Origin of the sequence: Pseudomonas sp. B3(2017), assembly GCF_002113595.1 — a bacterium.
GTDB lineage: Bacteria > Pseudomonadota > Gammaproteobacteria > Pseudomonadales > Pseudomonadaceae > Aquipseudomonas > Aquipseudomonas ekonensis.
On record NZ_NEIU01000011.1, the window covers coordinates 142,441 to 164,768 of the forward strand.

22 protein-coding genes are annotated in these 22,328 nt (G+C 66.7%); 10 read left to right on the forward strand and 12 right to left on the reverse strand.

Annotation, left to right across the window (positions count from 1 at the left end; genetic code table 11):
- Nucleotides 1-14: 14 nt before the first annotated feature.
- From CAG33_RS17505 to CAG33_RS17525, 5 genes are all read left to right on the forward strand, one after another.
- Nucleotides 15-2,525 carry a methyltransferase domain-containing protein gene (locus CAG33_RS17505; protein WP_256576743.1) on the forward strand — a complete coding sequence of 837 codons (2,511 nt, stop codon included), beginning with the start codon at nucleotides 15-17 and terminating at the stop codon, nucleotides 2,523-2,525.
- Nucleotides 2,526-2,576: 51 nt separating this feature from the next.
- Nucleotides 2,577-2,783, forward strand: a complete 207-nt coding sequence (locus tag CAG33_RS17510) for an MbtH family protein (RefSeq protein ID WP_085583173.1) — start codon at nucleotides 2,577-2,579, stop codon at nucleotides 2,781-2,783.
- Between the two features lie 102 nt (nucleotides 2,784-2,885).
- Nucleotides 2,886-4,169, forward strand: coding sequence for an MFS transporter (locus tag CAG33_RS17515; RefSeq protein ID WP_085639682.1), 1,284 nt, complete (start codon nucleotides 2,886-2,888; stop codon nucleotides 4,167-4,169).
- A 225-nt stretch (nucleotides 4,170-4,394) separates the two neighbouring features.
- Nucleotides 4,395-4,880, forward strand: a complete 486-nt coding sequence (locus CAG33_RS17520) for an Lrp/AsnC family transcriptional regulator (protein WP_085583177.1) — start codon at nucleotides 4,395-4,397, stop codon at nucleotides 4,878-4,880.
- 179 nt (nucleotides 4,881-5,059) lie between these two features.
- Nucleotides 5,060-5,869, forward strand: a complete 810-nt coding sequence (locus CAG33_RS17525; protein ID WP_085639685.1) for an isocitrate lyase/phosphoenolpyruvate mutase family protein — start codon at nucleotides 5,060-5,062, stop codon at nucleotides 5,867-5,869.
- Nucleotides 5,870-5,967: 98 nt separating this feature from the next.
- On the opposite strand, the gene CAG33_RS17530 is transcribed toward CAG33_RS17525, so the two are convergent.
- From CAG33_RS17530 to CAG33_RS17560, 7 genes are all read right to left on the reverse strand, one after another.
- Nucleotides 5,968-6,423 (reverse strand): YeeE/YedE family protein, encoded by a 456-nt coding sequence (locus tag CAG33_RS17530; RefSeq protein WP_085583181.1) that lies wholly within the window; start codon nucleotides 6,421-6,423, stop codon nucleotides 5,968-5,970.
- A 1-nt stretch (nucleotide 6,424) separates the two neighbouring features.
- Nucleotides 6,425-6,850, reverse strand: coding sequence for a YeeE/YedE family protein (locus tag CAG33_RS17535; RefSeq protein ID WP_085583183.1), 426 nt, complete (start codon nucleotides 6,848-6,850; stop codon nucleotides 6,425-6,427).
- A 45-nt stretch (nucleotides 6,851-6,895) separates the two neighbouring features.
- Nucleotides 6,896-8,089 (reverse strand): sodium:proton antiporter, encoded by a 1,194-nt coding sequence (locus CAG33_RS17540; protein ID WP_085639688.1) that lies wholly within the window; start codon nucleotides 8,087-8,089, stop codon nucleotides 6,896-6,898.
- Nucleotides 8,090-8,243: 154 nt separating this feature from the next.
- Entirely contained in the window at nucleotides 8,244-9,386 is a 1,143-nt protein-coding gene (locus CAG33_RS17545) for an ABC transporter permease (RefSeq protein WP_085583187.1), read from the reverse strand.
- Nucleotides 9,383-10,846, reverse strand: a complete 1,464-nt coding sequence (locus CAG33_RS17550) for an efflux transporter outer membrane subunit (RefSeq protein ID WP_085639691.1) — start codon at nucleotides 10,844-10,846, stop codon at nucleotides 9,383-9,385. The genes CAG33_RS17545 and CAG33_RS17550 overlap by 4 nt, the downstream gene beginning before the upstream one ends.
- On the reverse strand, nucleotides 10,843-11,733 hold the full coding sequence (locus tag CAG33_RS17555; protein ID WP_085639694.1) for a biotin/lipoyl-binding protein: 891 nt from the start codon (nucleotides 11,731-11,733) through the stop codon (nucleotides 10,843-10,845). The genes CAG33_RS17550 and CAG33_RS17555 overlap by 4 nt, the downstream gene beginning before the upstream one ends.
- Nucleotides 11,730-12,449: an ABC transporter ATP-binding protein gene (locus CAG33_RS17560; protein ID WP_085639697.1), complete on the reverse strand. Its 720-nt coding sequence runs from the start codon at nucleotides 12,447-12,449 to the stop codon at nucleotides 11,730-11,732. Before CAG33_RS17560 ends, CAG33_RS17555 begins: the two co-directional genes overlap by 4 nt.
- Before the next feature lie 138 nt (nucleotides 12,450-12,587).
- On the opposite strand from CAG33_RS17560, the gene CAG33_RS17565 reads away from it, so the two are divergent.
- Nucleotides 12,588-13,148 carry a phosphoribosyltransferase family protein gene (locus CAG33_RS17565; RefSeq protein ID WP_085583195.1) on the forward strand — a complete coding sequence of 187 codons (561 nt, stop codon included), beginning with the start codon at nucleotides 12,588-12,590 and terminating at the stop codon, nucleotides 13,146-13,148.
- An 88-nt stretch (nucleotides 13,149-13,236) separates the two neighbouring features.
- On the forward strand, nucleotides 13,237-14,133 hold the full coding sequence (locus tag CAG33_RS17570; RefSeq protein ID WP_085639700.1) for a universal stress protein: 897 nt from the start codon (nucleotides 13,237-13,239) through the stop codon (nucleotides 14,131-14,133).
- Between the two features lie 53 nt (nucleotides 14,134-14,186).
- On the opposite strand, the gene CAG33_RS17575 is transcribed toward CAG33_RS17570, so the two are convergent.
- From CAG33_RS17575 to CAG33_RS17585, 3 genes are all read right to left on the reverse strand, one after another.
- Nucleotides 14,187-14,678 (reverse strand): BCAM0308 family protein, encoded by a 492-nt coding sequence (locus CAG33_RS17575; RefSeq protein ID WP_085583199.1) that lies wholly within the window; start codon nucleotides 14,676-14,678, stop codon nucleotides 14,187-14,189.
- A 257-nt stretch (nucleotides 14,679-14,935) separates the two neighbouring features.
- Nucleotides 14,936-15,826, reverse strand: a complete 891-nt coding sequence (locus CAG33_RS17580) for a universal stress protein (RefSeq protein WP_085583201.1) — start codon at nucleotides 15,824-15,826, stop codon at nucleotides 14,936-14,938.
- Between the two features lie 169 nt (nucleotides 15,827-15,995).
- Nucleotides 15,996-16,247: a hypothetical protein gene (locus CAG33_RS17585; RefSeq protein WP_085639703.1), complete on the reverse strand. Its 252-nt coding sequence runs from the start codon at nucleotides 16,245-16,247 to the stop codon at nucleotides 15,996-15,998.
- Nucleotides 16,248-16,435: 188 nt separating this feature from the next.
- Between CAG33_RS17585 and CAG33_RS17590 the strand changes: the two genes are divergently transcribed.
- Genes CAG33_RS17590 through CAG33_RS17600 form a run of 3 tightly spaced genes read left to right on the forward strand, consistent with a single transcriptional unit; the run spans nucleotide 16,436 to nucleotide 19,403 of the window.
- A complete protein-coding gene (locus tag CAG33_RS17590) occupies nucleotides 16,436-17,083 on the forward strand; it encodes a BON domain-containing protein (RefSeq protein WP_085639706.1) in 648 nt (215 codons plus the stop codon).
- A gap of 27 nt (nucleotides 17,084-17,110) precedes the next feature.
- On the forward strand, nucleotides 17,111-18,949 hold the full coding sequence (gene ftsH, locus CAG33_RS17595) for an ATP-dependent zinc metalloprotease FtsH (protein ID WP_085632446.1): 1,839 nt from the start codon (nucleotides 17,111-17,113) through the stop codon (nucleotides 18,947-18,949).
- Nucleotides 18,950-18,977: 28 nt separating this feature from the next.
- A complete protein-coding gene (locus CAG33_RS17600; RefSeq protein ID WP_085583209.1) occupies nucleotides 18,978-19,403 on the forward strand; it encodes a potassium channel family protein in 426 nt (141 codons plus the stop codon).
- Between the two features lie 7 nt (nucleotides 19,404-19,410).
- Here CAG33_RS17600 and CAG33_RS17605 read toward each other — a convergent pair whose 3' ends face one another.
- The gene (locus CAG33_RS17605) at nucleotides 19,411-21,786 is read right to left on the reverse strand and encodes a phosphoketolase (RefSeq protein ID WP_085639709.1); all 2,376 of its coding nucleotides are present in this window, start codon (nucleotides 21,784-21,786) and stop codon (nucleotides 19,411-19,413) included.
- A gap of 38 nt (nucleotides 21,787-21,824) precedes the next feature.
- Complete coding sequence (locus CAG33_RS17610; protein ID WP_085583295.1) at nucleotides 21,825-22,295, reverse strand: CBS domain-containing protein; 471 nt, start codon at nucleotides 22,293-22,295, stop codon at nucleotides 21,825-21,827.
- Between the last annotated feature and the right edge of the window lie 33 nt (nucleotides 22,296-22,328).

Genomic DNA, 22,328 nt, shown 5'->3' on the forward strand with positions numbered 1-22,328 from the left:
GATAAGGAGTGTCCATGACCAACTTCAACAATGATGCCTATCTCCAGGCAAAAGCAGCCGAGCCACAGCAGCCTTGCGACCTGCGTGCAAACCCGGCCCACTCGGGCGGCCTGTTCATGGAGGCGCCTCACAGCGAGCTCTGGAGCCGCAATTTCGGCGCGCCCGTCACCGGCCTCTGCCTCACGGCGGATGCCGCGTGGCTTGCCGTCGCCTGCCGCAACCGCACCCTCACGGTGCTGACCCGCGATTGCCGACCGTGCTGGTCGCAGCAGTTCGCGGATGAGCTCACGTGCCTGGCGATCAGCTCCACGCCTTGCGTCGCGGCGGGTACGCAACGGGCGGCAGACGGCAGCGGTACGGTCAGCCTCTTCGATGCCGACGGCCAAGCGCTGTTCAGCGTCCCCCTGGCGTCGGCGCCCTACGACATCAGCCTCTCGGCCGACGGCGAACGACTGGTCGTCCTCTGCCAAGACCAGACCCAGCACATCGTCACCCGCAGCGGCAGCGGCAGCGGCTACGAGCTGCGGCAAGCCGACGCCCGCCACCTTGAGCCGGCCGCTGCATCGGCGGCTTCGAGCCACAGCGCCAGCCTGCTGAAGGTCAAGGAGCGCCTGCTCAGCGTGCTGGACCGAGACGCCGGGATCGTGGCGCTGCACGAGCTGCCGCGCATGGCGGTCAAATGCGCGGTCTCCCACACTGGCCGCGCCGGCATCGTCGCCCTGGAAGACGGCTCGGCCCTGCTGCTTGAGGGCGACGGCCTGCGGCAGTGCAAAGCCACCGCAGTGGTGGCCGCGCCGGGCATCTGCAGCGTCGCGATCTCTGCGGGCGGCACAGCCGTCATCGGTTCGCCCGACGGCACCCTTCGCCTGCTCGATCGCCAAGGCAAGCCGCTCTGGGCCTGCAAGGCGGGCGGTGAGGTCTGGACCGCCGGCATTTCGCAAGACGGCTCGATCGTCGTGTCAGGCTGCACCGACGGCACGGTCAAGCTGCTGGTCAACCATGCCCACGACAGCCACAACCAGCACATCGGCCTGCTGCAACTGAACGCAGAACAACTGGCCGACGAGGCCGAACAGCGCAACGCGGCCGAAGCGCTGCTCGCCCAGCTCGGGCAAACGGGGCTGATCGAATATGCCGTGGACTGGCTGAACGGCGGATCGCTGCGACTGAGCCAGGCAGACCGGGAGGCACTGGCGATCAAACTGCTGGCCGAGGATGTGCGGCTGTTCCCCAGCCACTGCACCAGCCATTTCCTATTGGCGCAGGCCTACCAGCAGCGTCAGGAATGGCACCAGGCGGCGCGGCACTTCACTTGGGCGGGCCAGGACGACCGGATGAAGCTCAAGAGCTTCACCCAGGCCGGCGAGAGCTTCCTCATGGCCGGCCATCACTTCGCGGCGAAATCGGCCTTCCGCCGCGCCCGCGAACTGACCGTCAGCGAAGAGGCCAAGAAAACCCTCTACACCCTGGGGCGTATCCATCAGGAGCAGGGCTCCTTCGCCGAGGCCCAGAAATACTACGAAGTGGTGTTTACCCTCTGCCCCGACTACCTCGATACCGACACCCGACTGCAGCAGCTCAGCCGCCAGGCCGCGCAACCTGACGGCCTGCGCAGCGACGACAAGGACTGGTACGCCAGCCTGATCCTGGGGCTGCTCGACCCCGCCGCGCAACGCGGTTTCGCCCCGGGCACCGCACGGGCCACCCAACTGGCGGGCGTGGCCGAACAGCGCGGGCGGCTGCTCTCGGTGATCGATGGGTTCGCGCTGGACAAAGCCGACAAGGCCGCCGATGCCGCACTGGACTACGACGTGGCGGCCTACATGCGCTACGACTGCTCCGTGCCCGAGGACGAAGCCAAGAAATCCCTTGAGCTGGTCAACATGCTCGATTGCCTCAAGCATTACGGCCCGTTCCGCAAAAGCCTGGACATCGGCGCCGCGACCGGCCGCTACCCGACCCTGCTGGCCCAACAAGGCATCCAGGCATTCGGCGTCGACCTGGAACCGAGGGCCGTCGAGTATGCCCGGCAGAAAACCGGCGGCGCGCTCAATCCGGACTTCCGTCAGGGCGACGCCAGGGCGCTGCCGTTCGAAAGCACTCAGTTCGACCTCATCACCTGCATGATGGGCACGGCAGCGCACTTCCCGAGGCAGGACTTCTCCAAGGTCATGTCCGAAATCCATCGCTGCCTGGTGCCGGGCGGGTTCTGCGTGATCTCGACCTGGGACATCGAATGCCCGCACCTGACCTACCTCTCGATCTACTCCCACGAGCAGAAGGAACTGATGCGACAGAACGCCCTCAGCCGTGGCGAGGCCAGTGAGATCGCCCGGGCGCAGGGCTTCGCGGTCGAGGAGATCCGTCCGCTGGGGCTGCTCCCCGAATCGCTGGGCTACGAACTCGACCTGCAGCAGGACGGGCCTGCCCGGATCCGCAACCTGCTGGACATGGATCTTGCGCTGAAGGCCAAATTCCCGAGCCTGCACGGCCAGATGTACATGTTGATCATCCGCAAGACCTAAGCCTGGCCGATCGCAAAACACTAGCCTTCAACTTTTCAAGGACGTTCAACCATGACCACCGAAGAACAAGACACCGGCCTCTATCTCGTCGTGATCAACGACGAAGAGCAGTACTCCCTCTGGGCGGCCGAGCGCCCCCTGCCCGGCGGCTGGCACGCGACAGGGCAACAGGGCGACCGTTCGCAGTGCCTGGCCTACATCAAGGACACCTGGACCGACATGCGGCCGCTCAGCCTGCGCCAGCGCCTGCAACCCTAGCGCCGGACAAGGCTCGGGCTCACCCGGGCGGCGCCTTGTGCGTCGTCCGGGCGGGCGAGAGCCACCGGCTGGCGCCGCTTCTCTCTCTAAAGGAATAGCCTGATGTCTGTACGCAGTCGCTTCTCCAACAAGGCACCGGTCTCGCACGAGCGTGCCTCTCTATTGCTGTTGCTCATTGCCTTCGTCGATGCTTCCGGGCGTGGCCTCTTCCTCGCCGGCGCCACGTTCTTCTATACCCAGGTGGTCGGCCTGAGCACCGTCCAGGTGGGCATCGGCCTGGCCCTGGCGGGGCTTTGCGGGCTTGTCTGCACGGTGCCCATCGGCCGGATCGCCGACCGCTTCGGCGCTGCCCGGGTGCTGGCGGTGCTGCAGGTCTGGCGCATGCTGGGCTTCCTGATCTACCCGTTCGTCAACGACTTCTACGCGTTCCTGCTCATCGCCTGCTTCATCGGCTGCGTGGAACAGGCGGTGTGGCCGATCATCCAGACCCTGGTGGGGGCGGCGGTCAAGTCCGATGCCTACGTCAAGACCATGTCCAAGGTGGCCATCGTCAGGAACGTCGCCTACATGCTCGCCGCAGGCGTGTTCGCCATCGTCGTCGGCGTCGCCAGCAGCGCCAACGCCGTGATCGGCCTGCTGATCGCCAATGCGCTGGCGTTCCTCATCTCGGCCGTGCTCCTGGTGGTGGCCAAATTGCCTCAGGCCGCTGCCCGGGAACAGGTGGACAGCGCGCCGGCGGCCGCCGCTGCGCATCCGCTGAAAAACCTCAACTTCCTCTCGCTGTCGCTGTGCAACGGCATCCTTTCGCTGCACCAGGCCGTGATGACCATCGCCGTGCCTCTGTGGCTGCTGACCAAGACCCAGGCGCCCAAAGCCCTGATCGGCCTCATCCTGGTGGTCAACGGCATCATGGCCATCACCCTGCAACTGGCGTTCAGCAAACGCGGCAACGAAGTGGTGCACGCCGCGCGCAAGCACCTCTACGCCGGGATCACCTTGGCGCTCTCCTGCGCCATGGTCGCCATGACCACGGCCGATCAGTCGCCCTACCTCGCGGCAGGGATTCTTCTGTTGGGTTGCGTGGTGATGACCTTCGGCGAACTGTGGCAATGCGCGGGCGCCTGGGGGATTTCCTATTACCTGGCGCCGGCCGAGAACCGGGCCTACTACCTGAGCGTGTATGCCTTGGGGGCGAACCTGATGACCGTGGTCTTCCCCGCGATCTTGCCGATCGCCGTGGTGGAACGCGGAGCTGCCGGATGGATCGGGCTGGGGGCCGTGTTTGCGATTGCCGGCATCGCCACGCCCCTCCTCGCCCGCGCCGCCAGCCGCCAGCGCGCAGGAACCCGTGGCGATGACCTGCAGGCCCAAGGCGCGGAGGCCTGACACACGACGCTGACCAACCGGCCATTAAAGGACGCACTATCCAAACAGCTCATTAGTTGACCGGTTGTTTTGGCGCCATATGTAACCATCCCGTGACATTCAATATAAGCCACGGGAAGGACGGCCGTGCCCATTTCAAAATGTTGCGCACCCTATCCGTTGCTGGCACCATGGCAAAGTTATAAGGACTGCACTTGCTCATGGCACGCCAGAAAGGACTCTGATTTGAAAAAGAACTCTACGGTGCTCGATGCGATCGATCTGAAGATCCTGAACATCATGCAGACCGACTGCCTGACCACCACTTCAAAACTCGCGGAAGTTCTTTCCATGAGTGAAACGCCTTGCTGGCGCAGGCTCAAACGCCTTGAGGAAGAAGGCTTCATCCAGGGTTACCAGGCCATCCTGAACAAAGAGGCCCTGGGCTTCGAAGTCACCGCCTTCGTTCATCTCTCCGTCGATACACATACCGAAGACGTCACCCGAAAACTGGAAGAAAAGATTACTTCCTGCCCGGAAGTCGTCGCTCTTTACAATGTGACTGGGGACTATGACTTCTTGATAAAGATCGTCTGCAAAAGTATTTCCCTGTACACCGAGTTCATTGAAAAGACACTTCGCAAGATCCCCTGCATTACTCAAATCAAGACTTCCATCACACTTCGGGAGGTCTATGATTCCCGGCTGTTGCCTTTATCGGCACGTACATAACTTGCACACGCCACTGCTACGAACGCATACACGCCCAGGCGATCGCCCTGGCGACGACCCAGGCGCGGGCGAATCCCGTAACGATTGGCTACAGTGCATCTTCCGATGCCGCGAACGCACGGTCGCGGTCTGACCTCAGCAGTGATCCATCAACAGGATGTTCAAAGGAGCAGGATTTCATGGCAGCACTGGATACCGTTTTTCATGATCTTCATCGGCAAGGCCTGCTGATGCTCGCCAACGTGGGCGATGCCGGCGGCGCGCGCCTCGTCGAGCGCCTGGGCAGCAAGGCCGTGGCCACCAGCAGCGCAGCGATGGCCTGGTCCCATGGCTACCAGGACGGCAACAAACTCCCGCTGGAATTGCTGCGCTCCACCATCGCCTCGATGACCCGGGTGCTCAGCGTTCCCCTGACCGTGGACATCGAAGGGGGCTATTCGGATGAACCCGAACAAGTCGCCAACGTCATCGACGCCGTCCTCGCCGCCGGTGCGGTCGGGGTCAACATCGAAGACGGCGTGGGCGCTCCCGACCTGCTCATCCGCAAGGTCGACGCCGCCAAGAAAGTCGCCGACCGGCACGGGGTCAACCTGTTCGTGAACGTGCGCTGCGACGTCTACCTGAAGAACCTGCTGCCCGCCGAGCAGCGCCTGGAAGAACTGCTCAAGCGCGCCGCGCTGTATGCCAACGCAGGTGCAGACGGGCTGTTCGCCGCCGGCGTGGTCGAACCTCATGAAATCGCTGCGGTGTGCCGGGAATCGAAATTGCCGGTCAACCTGCTGTGGCGCGCTGGCCTGGCCGCTCCCGATGAACTGCAACGCCTCGGCGTCAGGCGCCTGAGCGCCGGCTCAGCCATCGCCGAGTTCCTGTATGGCGCCATGGGCGGGTTGGCCAGCAGCTTCCTGGAGCACGGGCATCTGGACACCCATGCCTTGAAGGCCCACACCTACGGCGAACTGAATTCGCTGATGGCTCCCCGGGCGCAGTGATCCAGTCCGGCTCGCTGACGCCGGCACAAGCCAAGGACATCGCCGGCAGCGAGCTGCCGGCCTACGTCACCGTGTTGTTCAATGCCGGCGAACGCGCTTCATGACGGGATGTGCCCGCTGCCTTTCGCGGCCCTGTTGCGCGAACGCAGCGCTTCGATGCCGCTGAAGAGCAACATGCCGCCGAGCATCGCGGCCACGAACAGCCAGGCCTGCCAATCCCCACCCGGCAGCAGCACCAGCGCCGGCCCCGGACAGAGGCCGGCCAGCCCCCACCCCACGCCGAACGTCAGGCTGCCGACGACGAGACGGCGGTCGATGTCGCGCCGGTCAGGCAAGTGCATCTTGGCGCCCAGCAAGGCCACCGGATGGCGGCGCGCCCAGGCCATGGGCAACGCCGCCGCCCCGATGGCCCCGACCATCACCAGCGCCAGCGACGGATCCCATTCTCCGGCAAGGTCGAGAAAGCCCAGCACCTTGGCGGGGTTCGCCATGCCGGCCAGCAACAGGCCCACGCCGAACAGCACGCCTGCGAAAAAACCGATGATCCGGGTCATGTCATCCTCCTTGCATCAGATGCCGGGCAACGAAGACGGTGATGAACCCCGCCGCCATGAAGCACAGCACCGCCACCGCCGAGCGCGGTGACAGCCGGGACAGGCCGCACACGCCATGACCGCTGGTGCAGCCGCTGCCATAGCGCGTACCCACGCCCACCAGCAGGCCCGCCGCCACAAGCGTCAAGGCGCCTGCGCCGAAACGGGCCGGCGGCACCGGCGCAAACAGCTGCCAGAACAGCGGCGCGGCGATCAGTCCGAGCAGGAAAGCGCCCTTGTCTCCCCGCCCCTCCCCGCCGCGCTGCAACAGCGAGCCGAGCAACCCGCTGATGCCGGCGATCCGACCGTTCGCAGCCACGAACAACCCGGCCGCCAACCCGATCATCACGCCTCCCGCCAATGCCGACCACGGCGTAAAAGCAGACATCGCAACCTCCTCCCCTCTATACAGAAAAACGGATGCGCCTGCGCCTCAGGGCTCGGCCCTGCGGCTCAGCCGGCCCACCCAGGCCCATGCGCTCACGCCGTGCAATATAACGCTGAGCACGACGCAGGCAATGGTGGCGGAAATGAGCGTGTCGCGCTCCTGTAACGGCACATCCAGCACCAATACCGCGAAGACAATGGAGGCCAGGCCCCGCGGCCCGAACCAACCGATGAACAAACGGCTCTGCGTCGCCAGGGCACTGCCCGCCAGGCTGACCCAGACGGGCAGCATCCGCACCAGCGACAGGCTCAACAAGGCGTAGAGCCACACGGAAGGCGACAGGATCTGCGTGGCCTTGGGCGCCACATAGGCGCCGAACACCACCCAGGTGATCAACGAAAGCGCCTCGCCGAGGGACTCCCCAGCCTGCAGCAACGCGTGGGTTTCCCGCCTGAACAGGCAGCCGGTCAGCAGCCCCGCGCAGAACGCGGCGATGAACCCGCTGCCGCCCAATGCCTGGGCGCAGGCGAAGCTCAGCAACGCCAGGCCCGGCATCACCAGTTGCTGCCATGACGCGATCGGCGCGATATCGCGGCGCGCCCAGCGCAGCACGCCCCCCGACACCAACGCCAGGCCGACGCCGGTCAGCAGGCCGATCCCCAGCTCTTCGAGAAAGAGGTGCCCGGCCAACGTGAACGGCAACGCGGTGTGCTTTTCCGCCACCAGCGCCATCAACAGGAGCATCAACGGCACGCAGATGCCGTCGTTCAGGCCGCTCTCGACGTTCAGGCTTTCCCGGATATCCGCCGGCACGGCGGGGTTGCTCACCACGGCCTTGCCGAGAGCGGCGTCCGTGGGCGCCAAGAGGGTCGACAGCAGGACCATCTCCAGCCATGGCATCGCCGGGAACAGCCACCGGGCGACCAGCCAGCCGGCGATCAGGGTCAGGGGCAAACCGATCAGCAGCAGACGCAACGGCAAGTTGCGGTGCAGGCGCAACTGGGCAAGGTCGGCATTGGCGGCATCGGTGAACAGCACGATGGCCAGGGTCAGCTCAGCCAACTGGCGCAGGTCGTGACGATCCATCGCCAGGTTGAGCAGGCCCAGCCCGGCAGGGCCGGCGGCGACACCGGCCAAGAGGAACAAAAGCGGCCCGTTGACGGGTTTGGCCTCAAGCGAACCGGCGAAGGCCGCATACAGCACCAGCAATGCGCTCAACACGGCCAGGTTCTGGTACATGGCAACGCTCCTTGATCGCAACGTCTGTGCCTGACGCTATCACCGGGGCCGCGGCGCGGCGAGGCGAAACCCGGCAGAAGTTATCTCAGGTCAAGGAATCGTCGAATAAACCGCTGCGCCCTTTGCGCGCCGACCGTCGGCCGCAACCGGGCGCTCAGGAACGGAAGATCTCGAAAGGCTCGACCCGCAGCACCTTGCCGATGCCCAGGTAGCTGGACACCCCGGCGATCAGCAGCACCAGGCCGAACGCCAGGCCCAGGTTCCAGAACGTGATGATCGCCGCATAGTTGGGCAAGTACGTTCGCCCCAGCGCAATCACCACGGTGACCAGGCCCACCCCCAGGCCATAACCGGTCAAGGCCGTGGAGAGCGCCATGTACAGGATCATCAGGAGCAGGTCCCGGGGGTTCGCCCCGATCGCCTTGAGCGCCGCGAACTTGTCCAGGTTCTCGAGGATGAAGCTGTAGAAGATTTGCCCTGAAATGGATAACCCGACCAGGAAGCTGATGGTCGTCATCAACAATATGTTGGTGCCGACCCCGGTCTGGTAGATGTAGAAGTCTGCGATGCGTTGGTTGAACTGCGCCCGGGTCAGCGCCACATAGCCCAGCCGGGCGACGCTTTCCTGAATGCGCGCCACCGCCTGCTCGTCCCTGGGCTTGACCAGGATGTAGGAGATCTTGAACCGGGCGGTCGGCACGTATTCGATCGCCCGCCGATAGGTGGTGTAGAGGGTCGGCACGCCGATCAGCCCGCCGGTCAGCACCTTGGCGATGCCGACCACGGTGCCGCGGTGGTCGTTGAGCTCGAAGTCGGTGCCGATGCCAGGGCTTCCGAGCTTTGCGTATTCGGCGTCATGCACGATGACAAAGCCGTTCTCGGCGTAGAGCGCCTCGATGGCGCCCTGCTCCAGGTCCGGGCGGCCGTACAGGCTGGTGTCGTCGAGGCCTACGACGCTGACGATCTGATAGGTGCCGTCGGCCAGGCGGGCCTGGGCATTGCCGACGAACAGCGGGACGGCATAGTCCACCTGATCCAGGCTGCGCACGGCGTCCAGCAGGTAGTCCGGTAGCGCAATGACCGCGGTGGGCGTGTTCACCGCCGGATCGATCACCCACATGGGCGCGCCGATATTGGTGACCGTCGAGTAGGCCCGGGTCAGGATGCCGGCGAACATCGCCGTCATCTGCATCATCAGGAAAACCGAAAAGGTCAGGCCCACCAGCAAGGCGGAGAACTTCGCCCGGTCGCTGACCAGCAGCTTGAACCCGATGCGCAGTATCCCGGTGTACTTCATGGCGTCTCCTTGCCGGCCTGCGCCGCCGGGCCGTTCCACCCGCCACCGCCCAGCGCCACGAACAGCGCCGCTGTCGCCTGGCGGCGCTGGGCCGTCGCCTCCAGCAACGCGATGTCAGCCTGTTGCAGTTGCACATCGGCCACCAGCACATCGATGTACGGCACCAGCCCCGCCCGGTAGCTGACCTGCAGCGCCTGCAACGCAGCGTCGGCCGCCTGCGCCGCCTCGCTGCGCTTCTGCAAGGCCAGCGCATCGAGCTGCAACGCGTCGAGCAGGTCCGCCACCTGCGAGAACGCGCTCAGCACCACTTGCCGATAGGCCGCGTCCGCCTGCCGGTAAGCCTCCAGCGCCGCCTTGCGTTCGAACCACAACCGCCCGCCTTGGAACAACGGTATGTCGACGGTGGGCCCGATGGACCAGAAGCGTCCCGAAAACAAGGAACCGAGCGAAGTGCCGCCGGTACCGTAGCTGCCCGTCAGTTCGATGCCGGGAAACAGGGCGGCGGTGGCGACCCCGATGGCGGCGCTGGCCTGATGCAGCTGCGCTTCGGCCATGCGGATGTCCGGGCGCTGGCGAACCAGCTGCGAAGGCAGGCTCACCGGCAGGTCGTGCGGCAGGCGCAAGCTGTCCAGGGGGATGTCGGGCAACGTCAGCTGGTTCGGCGCCACGCCCGCCAGGCTCGCCAGCAAGTGCCCCGACTCGATGAACCGGAGGCGGACATCGGCCAGTTGCGCCTCGTTGGTCGCGATCAGGCTTCGCAGGCCCGCCTGCGCCGAGTCCGCCAGGGTGCCGCCGCGCACTTGCGCATCGGCGACGCTCAACTGCTGTTGCAGCAATCCGATCAGCCGCTCCGTTGCCTGCACTTGCGCCCCGTAGGCGGCGCGGGCGATCGCCGTGTTGACCACATTGCCCGTCAGCGCCAGGTACGCCGCCTGCAAGCGGAAGGTCTGCAGATCGGCCTGCGCCTGCAGCCCTTCGACCGCCCGCCGCTGCCCTCCGGCCACGTCGAGCACATAACGGACGGTCGCCCCCAGCGTCACGACGCTGAAGACCGAATCCGCCACCGCCAGCCCCGGCTGCTCGGCGCTGCCGCGTTGCCGGCGGCCGGCAAGGCTGGCGACGACCTGCGGGTAGTAGACGCCCTGCCCGGCCTGCAGCAGGTCGTGGCTCTGGCGCAGGCTGGCCTGCGCCGCCTCCAGGGTCGGGTTGCGCTCGATGGCCTGGCGGACGAGGCCGTCGAGCGGCGGCGAACCGAACAGCGTCCACCAGTTCCACGCCAGGTCGCCGCCTGCGACGAACCGTTGGCCCTGCCCCTGCACCGTCTGCGGGTCGGCGAGGGTGCCCTGCCAGTAAGGCTGCCGCTCGGGGGCCTGGGGCGGTGTGAAGTCGGGCCCCACCGTGCAGGCGGCCAGCAGCGACAGCCCGCAGAGGATCGCGTACCGCAGGCCCAGGGCGCTCATGGCGTCTTCCGGCTGATGAACACGTCCACCAACTGGCCGGGATAGATGGTCGGCAGCCCTTTGCTTTCGAACCGGAACAGCACCGGCAGCACCCTCAGGTCCACCCGCTCCTGCCGCTGGTTGGACAGTTCGATCTTCGGAGTGACATAGGGCTGTATCCGCCAGAACTGCAACGGCACCCTGGTCTGGGTGCCGCGGATCGCCATTTGCGCCTCCATCTGGTCGGCCGGCGGCAACTTGTCGATCAGGATCTCGTCGACGTAACAGCGGACCACCAGGCGCTCCTGGCCGCCGGTCATGACCACCAGCGGCGTGAACCCCTGCGTGTGCAGGCTGTAGACCCCTTGCGGCGACACGTAGCTGCCCACGGCCCCGTTGAGGGTCACCACCGTTCCCTCGGCCGGCGCCTTGATCACGTAACGCGCCAGTTCGGCCGCCGATGCCTTGAGCGCCGCCCGGGCCTGCGCCGCCTGGTTCTTCGCCGTGTCCAGGGCGTCCACGCTGATCGACCGAGCATCCATGCGGTAGGCCGCCAGCCGCTTGGCGTATTGATCGGCGGCGACCGCCAGGTTGGCCTCGGCCAATTCGAGGTTCGCCCGCGGCACCGCGTCATCGAGCGCCACCAACGGCGTCCCGAGGCTCACGGGCTGTCCTTCGTGCACCAGGATCCGCGTCACGGGCGCCGCGACTTGGGGAAAGATCACGATGTCGCTGCCCCCGGCCTGTTCGCTCTCGACGATGCCGTTGGCGTAAATGGCCGCCCGCTCGCTGCTGGTCGGCGGGAAGACCGGGGGCAGCGGCTCGGGCGTGCGGCCGAACAGGTAGGCCGCGCCCAACCCGGCCAGCGCCCCCAGGAGCGCGACCGCCTGCAGCCATGGGCTTTTCATGGCATCGTCCGGTCGCGCTCGATGACCCGGCCGTCTTCCATATGCACGACGCGGTCGGCGAACATTTCGATGCGGGCATCGTGGGTGACGATCAGCACACAGCAGTGCGCCGTGAGGATCTGCTGCCTGACGAACGCGATGACCATTTTGCCGGTGTCGCCGTCGAGGGACGCGGTCGGCTCGTCCAGGATCAGCAGGCTCGGGCTGCCGACGATGGCCCGGGCGATGGCGACCCGCTGCTGCTCGCCGCCCGACAACTTGGCCGGAATGAGGTCGGCGCGGCCTTCCAGCCCGACCACCGCCAGGCATTGCCGGGCCGCCGCCAGCGCATCGTTCCAGGGCCGGTGCCGCAGGATCAGCGGAATCGCGACGTTCTCGGCGCAGGTCAGCCGCGTGAAGAGGTGGTAGTCCTGGAACACGAACCCGAAATGCGCCAGGCGCACCTGCGCCAAACGCTCGCCGTCGAGGCTCCAGATGTCCTGGCCGTTGATGGCGACGGTGCCGGCGTCGGGCCGCAGGATGCCGGACAGCATGCTCAACAGCGTGGTCTTGCCGCTGCCCGAGGGGCCCACCAGATAGACCATCTCGCCGAACCGCGCGGTGAAGTCGACACCGTCCACGGCCTTGACCCGCGCGGCGCCCTCCCCGAACCCTTTGCTCAGTCCGCGTGCGGCGATGGCGACCACGGCGTTGCGATCGACCGACAGGTTGCTCATGGGCCCTCCCGCGCAAGACCAGTGACGCAGCCATCAAGGTAGGCCCGCGGGATCCGCCACGTTTGACCTGGATCAGGTCCGCCCAAGGCAGGCCGGATAAGGTCAGGGCGAATACCGTCACGCCCCGGCAGGTGACCCATGAGCCTCTCCGTTCCCTCAAGGCTTCGTCTGTACGATGAAGAAGACCTCGACCGCATCCTGCGTGAAATGGCCTGCCAGGCCCTGGCCCGGATGCCCGCGTCGCGGATGGCGCTGATCGGCATACAGCGGCGCGGCGAACCCCTGGCCCGGCGTCTGCAGGCTCACTTGCAGTCAATGGCCGGCGGGCCGCCGTTGCCGCTCTACCCGGTCAAGGTCAAACGTTACGCGGATGACCTCAGCGTGCTGCATGCCCAGGCGCAGCTCACGGAGAACCCCGAACTGGCCCGGCTGAACCTGGCCGAGACGTCCTTGCTGGTGGTCGACGACGTGCTCTACGAGGGACACTCGCTGCTGCGCACCTGCGCCTACCTCGCCGGGCTGGGCGCACGGCATGTGCTCAGCGCCGTGCTCGTGGACCGCCATGTGTGCCGCCAGCCCGTGCACGCGGACATCGTCGGCATCCACCTGCAGGTCGCCGCGAAAGACATCGTCGAGTGCCACGTCCCGCCCTACGAGGCAGACTTCTGCGTGGAAGTGGTGCGCCACGGCCGACCTTGACAAATATCAAGGCCCGCCGGGCCCGTCGCGTCACGCTGGGGCCTGCCGCTGCGCGTGCACCGAGGCGGCCATCGCGGCGGAGGCCATCATGAATGAATTTTCGCGACTGTTACTGATCTGCCATCCGGACCTGCACCCCTCGCCCGCCCTGACGCGGGCTCAACTGCTGGCCAAGGCCACGGGCGCCACGCTGCACCTGGTGGCCCTGAGCCAACTGCCCTCACACCTGGCGACCCTGGACCGGATCCTGCGCAGCCACGCCCGCCAGCAGGACGCTGAGCACCGCGGCGCCTGGCTCGATGAACAGGTCCGGGCGCTGGCCAGGCAAGGCATCGACGCCTATGCCGAAACAGTGGATGACGAAGACCCGCTCAACGACCTGATCCGCCTGGCCCGGGAGCAACGGGTGCACATGGTGATCAAGGACATCCGCCACGAGACCGCCCTGAGCCGCGCCCTGCTCACACCGCTGGACTGGCACCTGCTGCGCGCCTGCCCGCTCCCGCTGCACTTGGTGGCCCAGGCCGCCCCGCGGCTGCCGGAGCGCGTGCTGGCTGCGGTGGACCTGGCCGAAGACGATCCGGCCGTCGAGACACTCAACGAACGCGTCCTGCAAGCGGCACAGGCACTGGCGCAGCGCTGCAAGGCGCCGCTGCACCTGCTGCAGGCCTATGAGCCCAGCAGCAGCTTCGTCGCCTATGCCGCCGCGCCGGTGGCCTGGACCCAAGAGCTGGTCGAGGATATCTCCGGGCGCGCCCGCGAACGCATGGCCCGGTTCGGCAGCCGCTGGGGCGTTGCACCCGAGCGCCAGCACCTGTTGCAGGGCCCTGCGCGCAGCGTCATCGGCGAATTCGCCGACCAACACAGCTTCGATGTGGTGGTGATGGGCACCCTCTACCACGAAGGGGTGGCCAAGATCATCGGCAGCACCACCGAACAGACCCTGTACAGGATCCGCTCCAGCCTTCTCGCGATCCCCGGCTGACCGCGCCGCAGCCCGCCGGCCACGGCCTTCGGGCCATGGCCGGCGGGCATCTTTCAGTCACGGTGCCAGTCGACGCTCAGGTACACCTCGCTGTCGCTGTAGCGGTAGCTGCAGGTGCCGTCATAGGCGGCCTTGAGCTCATGGCCGATGAGATTGGCCAGGTGGGTGCCGGTGGTGGTCGCCACCAGGGCGTCCGGCCGGCAGTCGATGTCGATCAGCCGTTCCAGCACGTGCGTCTGCCGCTCCTGCTGCTCGGCGTTGTGCATGAGCTGGCGGATCTCGGCCTCATGCCCGGCCAGGAAATGCCCCGTCACCCGGACCTGGCCGGCAGCGGCCCGGTCCTCGATGCGCCGGCATGCCGGACAGACCGTCGATTCCACCGCCCCGGCCTCGGCCGGTGCGTGCCAATGCCATTCGCCCTCATGGTAAACGGCGCCGCATTGCGGGCAACGCGCCTTGCCGCCGGGGCGAAGCGGCGTGGCGTAGGGGTCGAACCGCTGCGGCTTGAACAGTTTGTCCTTGCGGCTTTTCTGGAATTTATCCATGGGCGTGCTCGCTGTGCAGGTGATGAGGGGCGCAGGCCCAGGCCTGCGTCGTCCTGCCCAGTGTCCGTCCCGCAGGCAGGGCCGACTTGATAATCGTCAAACCGGGGCGCCGCACCGCGCCTATGTCGGGCGTGAACTTCTTGCGGAGCCGGCGCTGATGAAAGAACCGCTTGCGTTACTGTTCGCCCTGCACGGCAGCCAGGCCTACGGCGATGCCGTGGCGCGGCGCCGCGCACGGCTGAGCCGTTGCTGGCGCCTCACACCGCCAGGATGTTGCAGGGCACCTGGTACAGCACGTGTTCGGTGGTGCTGCCGAACAGGCGCTCAAGCCCCCGCGCCGCGGGCCGGCCCATGACGATCACGTCCACCGGGTGGGCCTCGATGTAGTCGTTCAGCACCGGCACCGGACGCCCGATGACGAAATGGCGGCGCTTGCCCGGCGCACCGTGGCGGTCGGCCAGTGCGTTGAAGTCGTCCTCAAGCTCTTCGCGCAAAGGCTCGGTGATGTCGTCGACGGCCCACGCGCCGTAGGCCATGTCGCCCATGTAGGCCACCGACAAGTCACAGGCATGCAGCAGGTCCAACTGCGCACCGGTCTGCAGGGCCAGGGCGTTGGCCTGCTGCACGATCGCCTCGTTGCGTGCCTCGCCTTCGGCGGTATTGTCGGCCACGTCCACCGCCGCCAGGACCTGATGCGGCAAGGCAGGCCCGGCGGCGCCCAGCAAGTAGACCGGAATCGGACAATGGCGCAGCAGTTTCCAGTCCAGCGGCGTGAAGAAGGCGCGCTTGAGCGCCGGTTCACGCTCGACTTGCTTGAGCAACAGATCCGGCTTCATTTCCAGGGCATGCGCCAGGATGTCCTCCTCCAGGTCATCGCTCCAGGCCACCTCGACGGTCACCTCCACGCCCTTGGCGCGCAACGCGCCCGCTTTTTTTTCGAGCTGCGCCTGCCTGACTTGCAGAAGCGCCTGGCGCTTGGCCTGGTGTTCTTCGGTGTCCAGCAATCTGGGCCGGTCGTGCGCCGCCAGCAGGCCGACGATGTGCAGATGGGCCGAACTGGATCGGGCCAGGGCACCGGCCTGTTCCAGGGCGTTGGATTGATGCAGTGCCGGATTCAGGATCAGCAGCAGGGTTTGATAGTGGCTCATGATGGACTCCCGTGATCGGGCGCGCCTGACCGTTCAGGCTGCGCGGTTGCATCCGCTTTGCGCCGGACAGGACACCGCCCGGCAGGCGGGTCAGGGGCAAAGGGCCGGTGCTGGCAGCGTCCCCCAGCGCGCGCCCTGACGCTTGATTTTTATCAACCGCGCGCAGGCGCTACTTGCGCAGGGCCTGGCGCAGTTGCCGCACCTGCGCCTGGGCGTCGTCCGCCCTGCGCAAGGCCTCGTCGGCGGTCCGCTCGACCCGGTCGAGGCGGTAGCACACCTGATCGGCGCGCAGCCGGGCGGTGGCCGCGTTGTCCTCCGCCGACTCCAGGCGCGCGTAGTATTCCTGCGCACGCCAAGGCGTGCATCCCGAGGCCGCCGCCAGCAGCAGCCCCGACAGTCCCACCCACAGCAAGCGTTGCATGGCCGTGTCTCCGTGCATGCCCAAGATGACCCGAGTATCGGCGCCGGCACCGGGCGGGGCCTGACATTTATCAATCGGCCCGGTGCCCGCGGAGTTTGACCTTTGTCAATCGCGCTGCCGCGCCCGGGCGTAAAAACAAAGTCCCCGGGCGACCCGGCCCGCCTTTGAACCCGATAGCGGAGACCCTCATGAACGACCTCGACTTGCGCGACCTGGTGCTCGAAGAGCTGCAGTTTCAACCCGACATCCACGCCGCGAGCATCGGCGTGACGGTACAGGATGGCGTCGTCACCCTGTCCGGCCATGTCGACAGCTACGCCCAGAAAGTCAGCGCCGAACGCACGGTCAAGGCCATGAAAGGCGTGCGCGGCCTGGCAGAGGAAATCGAAGTGCGGCTGAACAGGCTCGAAGGCACCGCGGACGACACGATTGCCGCCCGCGCCCTGAAAATCATCGCCTGGAGCTCGGACGCCAATGTGGAAGGCATCCAGGTCACCGTGCACAAGGGCACGGTGACCCTCGAAGGCGAACTGGACTGGCAATACCAGAAAGAAGTGATCGAGCAGGCGGTGTGGCACTTGTCCGGTGTGGTGCGCGTGCACAACCGCATCACCCTGAAGGCCCGCGCCGATGCGGTCGACATCAAGCGCCACATCGAGGATGCGCTCAAACGCAGCGCCGAAATCGAGGCCGACGGCATTCGCGTCACCGTCAACGGCAGCGTGGTCCGGCTCGAAGGCAAGGTGCACCTGATGCGCGAGCGCGAAGTGGTCGAGCGCGCGGCCTGGGCGGTGCCCGGCGTGAGCAAGGTCGAAGACTTCCTGCTGATCGCCTGATCCGGCAGGTCACCGGGAGGCCCGGCCATGAACAAGGATCAACCCTGGAAGCTTTATCTGGCGGTGATCGGGGTGTCGCTGCTCGTGGCCGTCCAGCTCGGCCTGTTCAACCGCCAGGCCGAGCAGGTCATTGCCTACAGCCAGTTCCTGCAGTTGCTGGATCTGCAGAAGGTCAGCGACTTGCGGATCGAGCGCGACCGCATCGTCGGGCGGTTGCAGGAACCCGTCGACGGGCGCACGCAGTTCTCCACGATCCGGGTGGATCCGGCGTTGAGCGGGCAGCTCGCGCACTCGGGCGTGGCCTTCAGCGGAGTGGCCGAGGACAGCGTCCTGTCCGCCCTGATCGGGCTGTTGCCGCTGCTGGTGATGTTGGTGCTGTGGTATTTCCTGCTGCGCGGGCCGGGCGAAAGGCGCGGCCTGGGCGGACTGATGAATGTCGGCAAATCCCGAGCGCGGGTGTACGTGGAGCGCGACATCAAGGTCACCTTCGCCGACGTGGCCGGCCTGGACGATGTCAAGGACGAGCTGACCGAGATCGTGTCGTTCCTCAAGGACCAGGCCTGGTATGGCCGCCTCGGCGCCCATGTGCCCAAAGGCACCTTGCTGGTCGGGCCGCCGGGCACCGGCAAGACCCTGGTCGCCAAGGCCATCGCCGGCGAAGCCGGGGTGCCCTTCTTCTCGATCTCCGGCTCGGAATTCGTGGAAATGTTCGTCGGCGTGGGCGCCGCGCGGGTCCGCGATCTCTTCGAACAAGCCAGGCTGGCGGCGCCCTGCATCATCTTCATCGACGAGCTGGACGCGCTGGGCAAGATGCGCGGGCTCGGCAACCTCGGCGGCAACGACGAGAAAGAGCAGACGCTGAACCAGTTGTTGGCCGAGCTCGACGGCTTCGATCCCCGCGAAGGCGTGGTGCTCCTGGCCGCGACCAACCGGCCCGAGGTGCTGGATCCGGCGCTGCTGCGCGCCGGTCGGTTCGACCGGCAGATCCTGATCGACCGGCCCGACCGCAAGGGTCGCCTGGCGATCCTGAAGGTCCACCTGAAAAAGATCCTCAGCCAGAACGGCCTCGACTGCGAACGCATCGCCGCGATCACCCCCGGCCTGACCGGCGCCGACCTGGCCAACCTGGTCAACGAGGCCGCCATCATCGCCACCCGCCGCAACAGCCAGCAGGTCGAACTGCCGGACTTCACTGCGGCGCTCGAACGCCTGGTCGCGGGCGTGGAGCGCAAGGGCAATGTCCTGCGCGAGGACGAGCGCCGGGTGGTCGCCTACCACGAAATGGGGCATGCCCTGGCGGCCAGCAGCCTGCCGGCGATGGATCCGGTGCACAAGGTGTCGATCATTCCCCGGGCCGCCGGCTCGCTGGGCTACACCCTGCAACGGCCCACGGACGACCGCTTCCTGATCAGCGCGCAGATGCTGCGCGACCGCATCGCCGTGCTGATGGCCGGGCGCGCCGCCGAAAGCCTGGCGTTCGGCCAGGTCTCGACCGGGGCCGCCGACGACCTGGGACGCGCCACCGACATCGCCCGGCAGTTGATCACCCGCTTCGGCATGAGCGCGGAACTGGGTCAGGCGGTGCTGGAGCGGCAATCGACCCGCTACCTCGGCGACGCGGTCATGCAGCAGGAGCACAAGGACTATTCCGAACAGACCGCCCGTGAAGTCGACCTGGGCATCCGCCACTTGCTCGATGAGGCCTACGGCCGCGCCCGTGCGCTGCTGGAGCAGCGGCGGCAGGATCTCGACGCCGGGGCCCGCCTGCTGCTCGCCCGGGAAACCATCACCCCCGAAGAGTTTCCGGCGCTGCTGCCCCAGGCCGGCGAACCGGCCGCCTGCACGCTGGTGAACGAAGCCAGATGACCGACCGATCCTGCCCGGGGCACCGACCATGCTGACCGTCACGCTGATCAACACGCTCGTGGTGATCCTGGTGGTGGTGATCCACTACGAATGCCTGCTGCGCCTGAACGACTGGCTGCCGCGCCTCAAGCTCTGGGCCCGGTTCCGGATCGTGGTGGGGGTGTTCGGCGCGTTGCTGGCCCATGCCATCGAAGTGTGGTGCTTCGCCCTGGTGTACTACCTGATGGCGCACGCCGAAGGCTGGGGCACGCTGAGCGGCAATTTCGACGGCAGCCTGCTCGACTGCGTGTACTTTTCCTTCACCACCTACACCACCATCGGCTTCGGCGACATCGCCCCCACCGGCCACCTCAAGTACCTGACCGGCCTGCAGGCACTGACGGGCCTGGTGCTGATCACCTGGACCGCCTCGTTCCTGTTCCTGGAAATGCAGAAGTACTGGAAGGCCAAGTAACGGCGGTTCACCGGCCTGGGCGTGCGCTCCAGCGCCACTGCGCGACCTCCGGCAGGTCCTCGCCGTGCCCGATCAAGTGCAGCTTGTGCCGCTCCATCATCGACCAGTAGCGGCTGCGCGCCTGTTCGGCCTGCGGCTGCAGGCGCGGCACGCGCTCGAACACGTCCAGCATCAGTTGGTAGCGGTCCAGGTTGTTGATGACCGCCATGTCGAAAGGCGTGGTGGTGGCGCCTTCCTCACGGAAGCCGCGCACATGGAACCGCTCCGGATTGGCGCGCCGGTAGATCATCCGGTGGATCAACGCCGGGTAGCCGTGGAAGGCGAAGATCACCGGACGGTCCGCGGTGAACAGCGCCTCGAACTCGCTGTCCGGCAAGCCGTGGGGATGCTGTTGCGCCGACTGCAAGGCCATCAGGTCGACCACGTTCACCACCCGGATCCGCAAGTCGGCGGCGCACTCGCGCAGCAGCGTCACCGCCGCCAGCGTCTCCAGCGTCGGCACGTCGCCGGCGCAGGCGAGGATCACCTCGGGATGGTCATCTTCATGGCCGGCCCAGGCCCAGCGGCCGATGCCGGCCTGGCAGTGCAAGGCCGCCGCCTCGCCGTCGAGCCATTGCCATTCGCGCTGCTTGCCGGCGACGACCACGTTGATGTAGCCGCGGCTGCGCAGGCAATGGTCCGCCACCGACAGCAGGCAGTTGGCGTCCGGCGGCAGGTAGATCCGCGCCACGTCGGCCTTCTTGTTGGCCAACAGGTCGAGAAAGCCCGGATCCTGGTGCGAGAAGCCGTTATGGTCCTGGCGCCACACGTGGGACGTCAACAGGATGTTCAGCGACGCGACCGGCTTGCGCCACGGCACCTCGGCGGCGGTCTTCAGCCACTTGGCGTGCTGGTTGATCATCGAATCGACGATATGGATGAACGCTTCGTAGCACGAGAACAGGCCATGGCGGCCGGTCAGCAGGTAGCCTTCGAGCCATCCCTCGCACAGGTGCTCGCTGAGAATCTCCATCACCCGGCCCTGCGCGCCGAGATGAGCGTCGTCGCTGCCGTGCGGGTCGAGCCAGACCTTGTCGGTGGCCTCGAACACCGCGTCCAGGCGGTTCGACGCCGTTTCGTCCGGCCCGAACAGGCGGAAGTTGCGCGACACGGCGCTGTTTTTCATGACATCGCGCAGGTAACCGCCCAGCACCCGGGTCGCTTCGGCCCGCACCTGGCCGGGGCCGTCCATCTGCACGCAATAATCGGTGTGGCACGGCAGATCCAGCGCGCGCAGCGTCAGGCCGCCATTGGCATGGGGGTTGGCGCTCATGCGCCGCCGCCCGGACGGAGCCAGCGCGGCCAGTTCGGGCAGCAGCGCGCCTTGGGCATCGAACAGTTCTTGCGGTCGGTAGCTTTCCAGCCATTGCTGCAGTTGCAGCAAGTGCAGCGGTTTGGCCAAGTCCGCCAGCGGCAGTTGATGGGCGCGGCAGGTGCCTTCGATCCGTTGCCCATCGACGAACGTCGGCCCGGTCCATCCCTTCGGGGTGCGCAATATCAGCGCCGGCCACAGCGGCCGTTCGACACCCTCCCCGGCCTCGGCCTGACGGGCCAGGCGCTGGATGCGGCAGATCTTGTCGTAGATCACCTCCAGGGTGCGGGACAACGCCCGGTGCACCTCCATGGGTTCGTCGCCTTCGACGAAATAAGGGTCGTAGCCATAGCCGCACATCAGGCTGGTGAGTTCGTCCTCGCTGATCCTGGAGAGCACGGTGGGGTTGGCGATCTTGTAGCCGTTGAGGTGCAGGATCGGCAGCACCGCCCCGTCGCCCGCCGGATTGAGGAACTTGTTGCAGTGCCAGCTCGCCGCCAGCGCACCGGTCTCCGCCTCGCCGTCGCCGATCACGCAGGCGACCAGCAACTGGGGGTTGTCCAGCGCGGCCCCGTAGGCGTGAACCAGGGAGTAGCCCAGTTCGCCGCCCTCATGGATCGAGCCGGGAACATGGGGGCCGACGTGGCTGCCGATGCCGTAGGGCCAAGAGAACTGGCGGAACAGCCGGGCCATCCCCTCGGCGTCCCGCGACACCGCGGGGTTGAGCTCGGTGTAGGTGCCGTCGAGGTAGGCCTGGGCCACCACGGCCGGCCCGCCATGGCCGGGGCCCGCGACGAACAGCACGTTGAGGTCGTGCTGACGGATGAGCCGGTTCAGGTGCGTGTAGATCAGGTTGAGGCCCGGCGAAGTCCCCCAATGACCCAACAGCCGGGGCTTGATGTCGGCCAGTTGCAGCGGGCTGGCCAGCAGCGGGTTGGCCTGCAGGTAGATCTGCCCCACCGTGAGGTAGTTGGCCGCCCGCCAGTAGGCATCCAGCCCCTCCAGTTCCTCGGTGCCCGGATAATCGCTCATGATCGCCCCCTCGGGTGATGGCCTCGGCGCGGCCGCGTTCAGATGTCTTCGGCGCGGATGTCTTCCTCTCGCAGGCTCTGTTGGCGGATCAGCAAGGTCAGTTCGTGCAGGCGGTCGGACAGCAAGGCCACCAGATCGTCCGCCGTGGCGATCCCCACCAGCAGGCCGAAGTCGTCCACCACGGGGATCCGCCGGATGTTGGCGCGGCGCATGTTCAGGATGACGTCGAACAGATCCTCGTTCTGGTTGGCCGTGATCAGCGACCGGGGCAGCACGTCGACCGCCCTCAGTTCGTCCTGGTCCGGCGGGTTGCGCGCCACGATCCGCAAGGCCAGGTCCCGGTCTGTGATCAGGCCGACCGGCCGGAAGACATCGTGCTCGCGGTCGACGGGCTCGACGAGCACCAGATCGCCGACGTGGTACTGGCTCATCATGCGCGCGGCGGCATAGATGGAAATGCCGGGCGGGGCCACGACCACATCCCGGTTGCAGTATTTGCCAATGGACATGAAGTTCACCTCGGGTTGAAGGGGCGGAGCCTC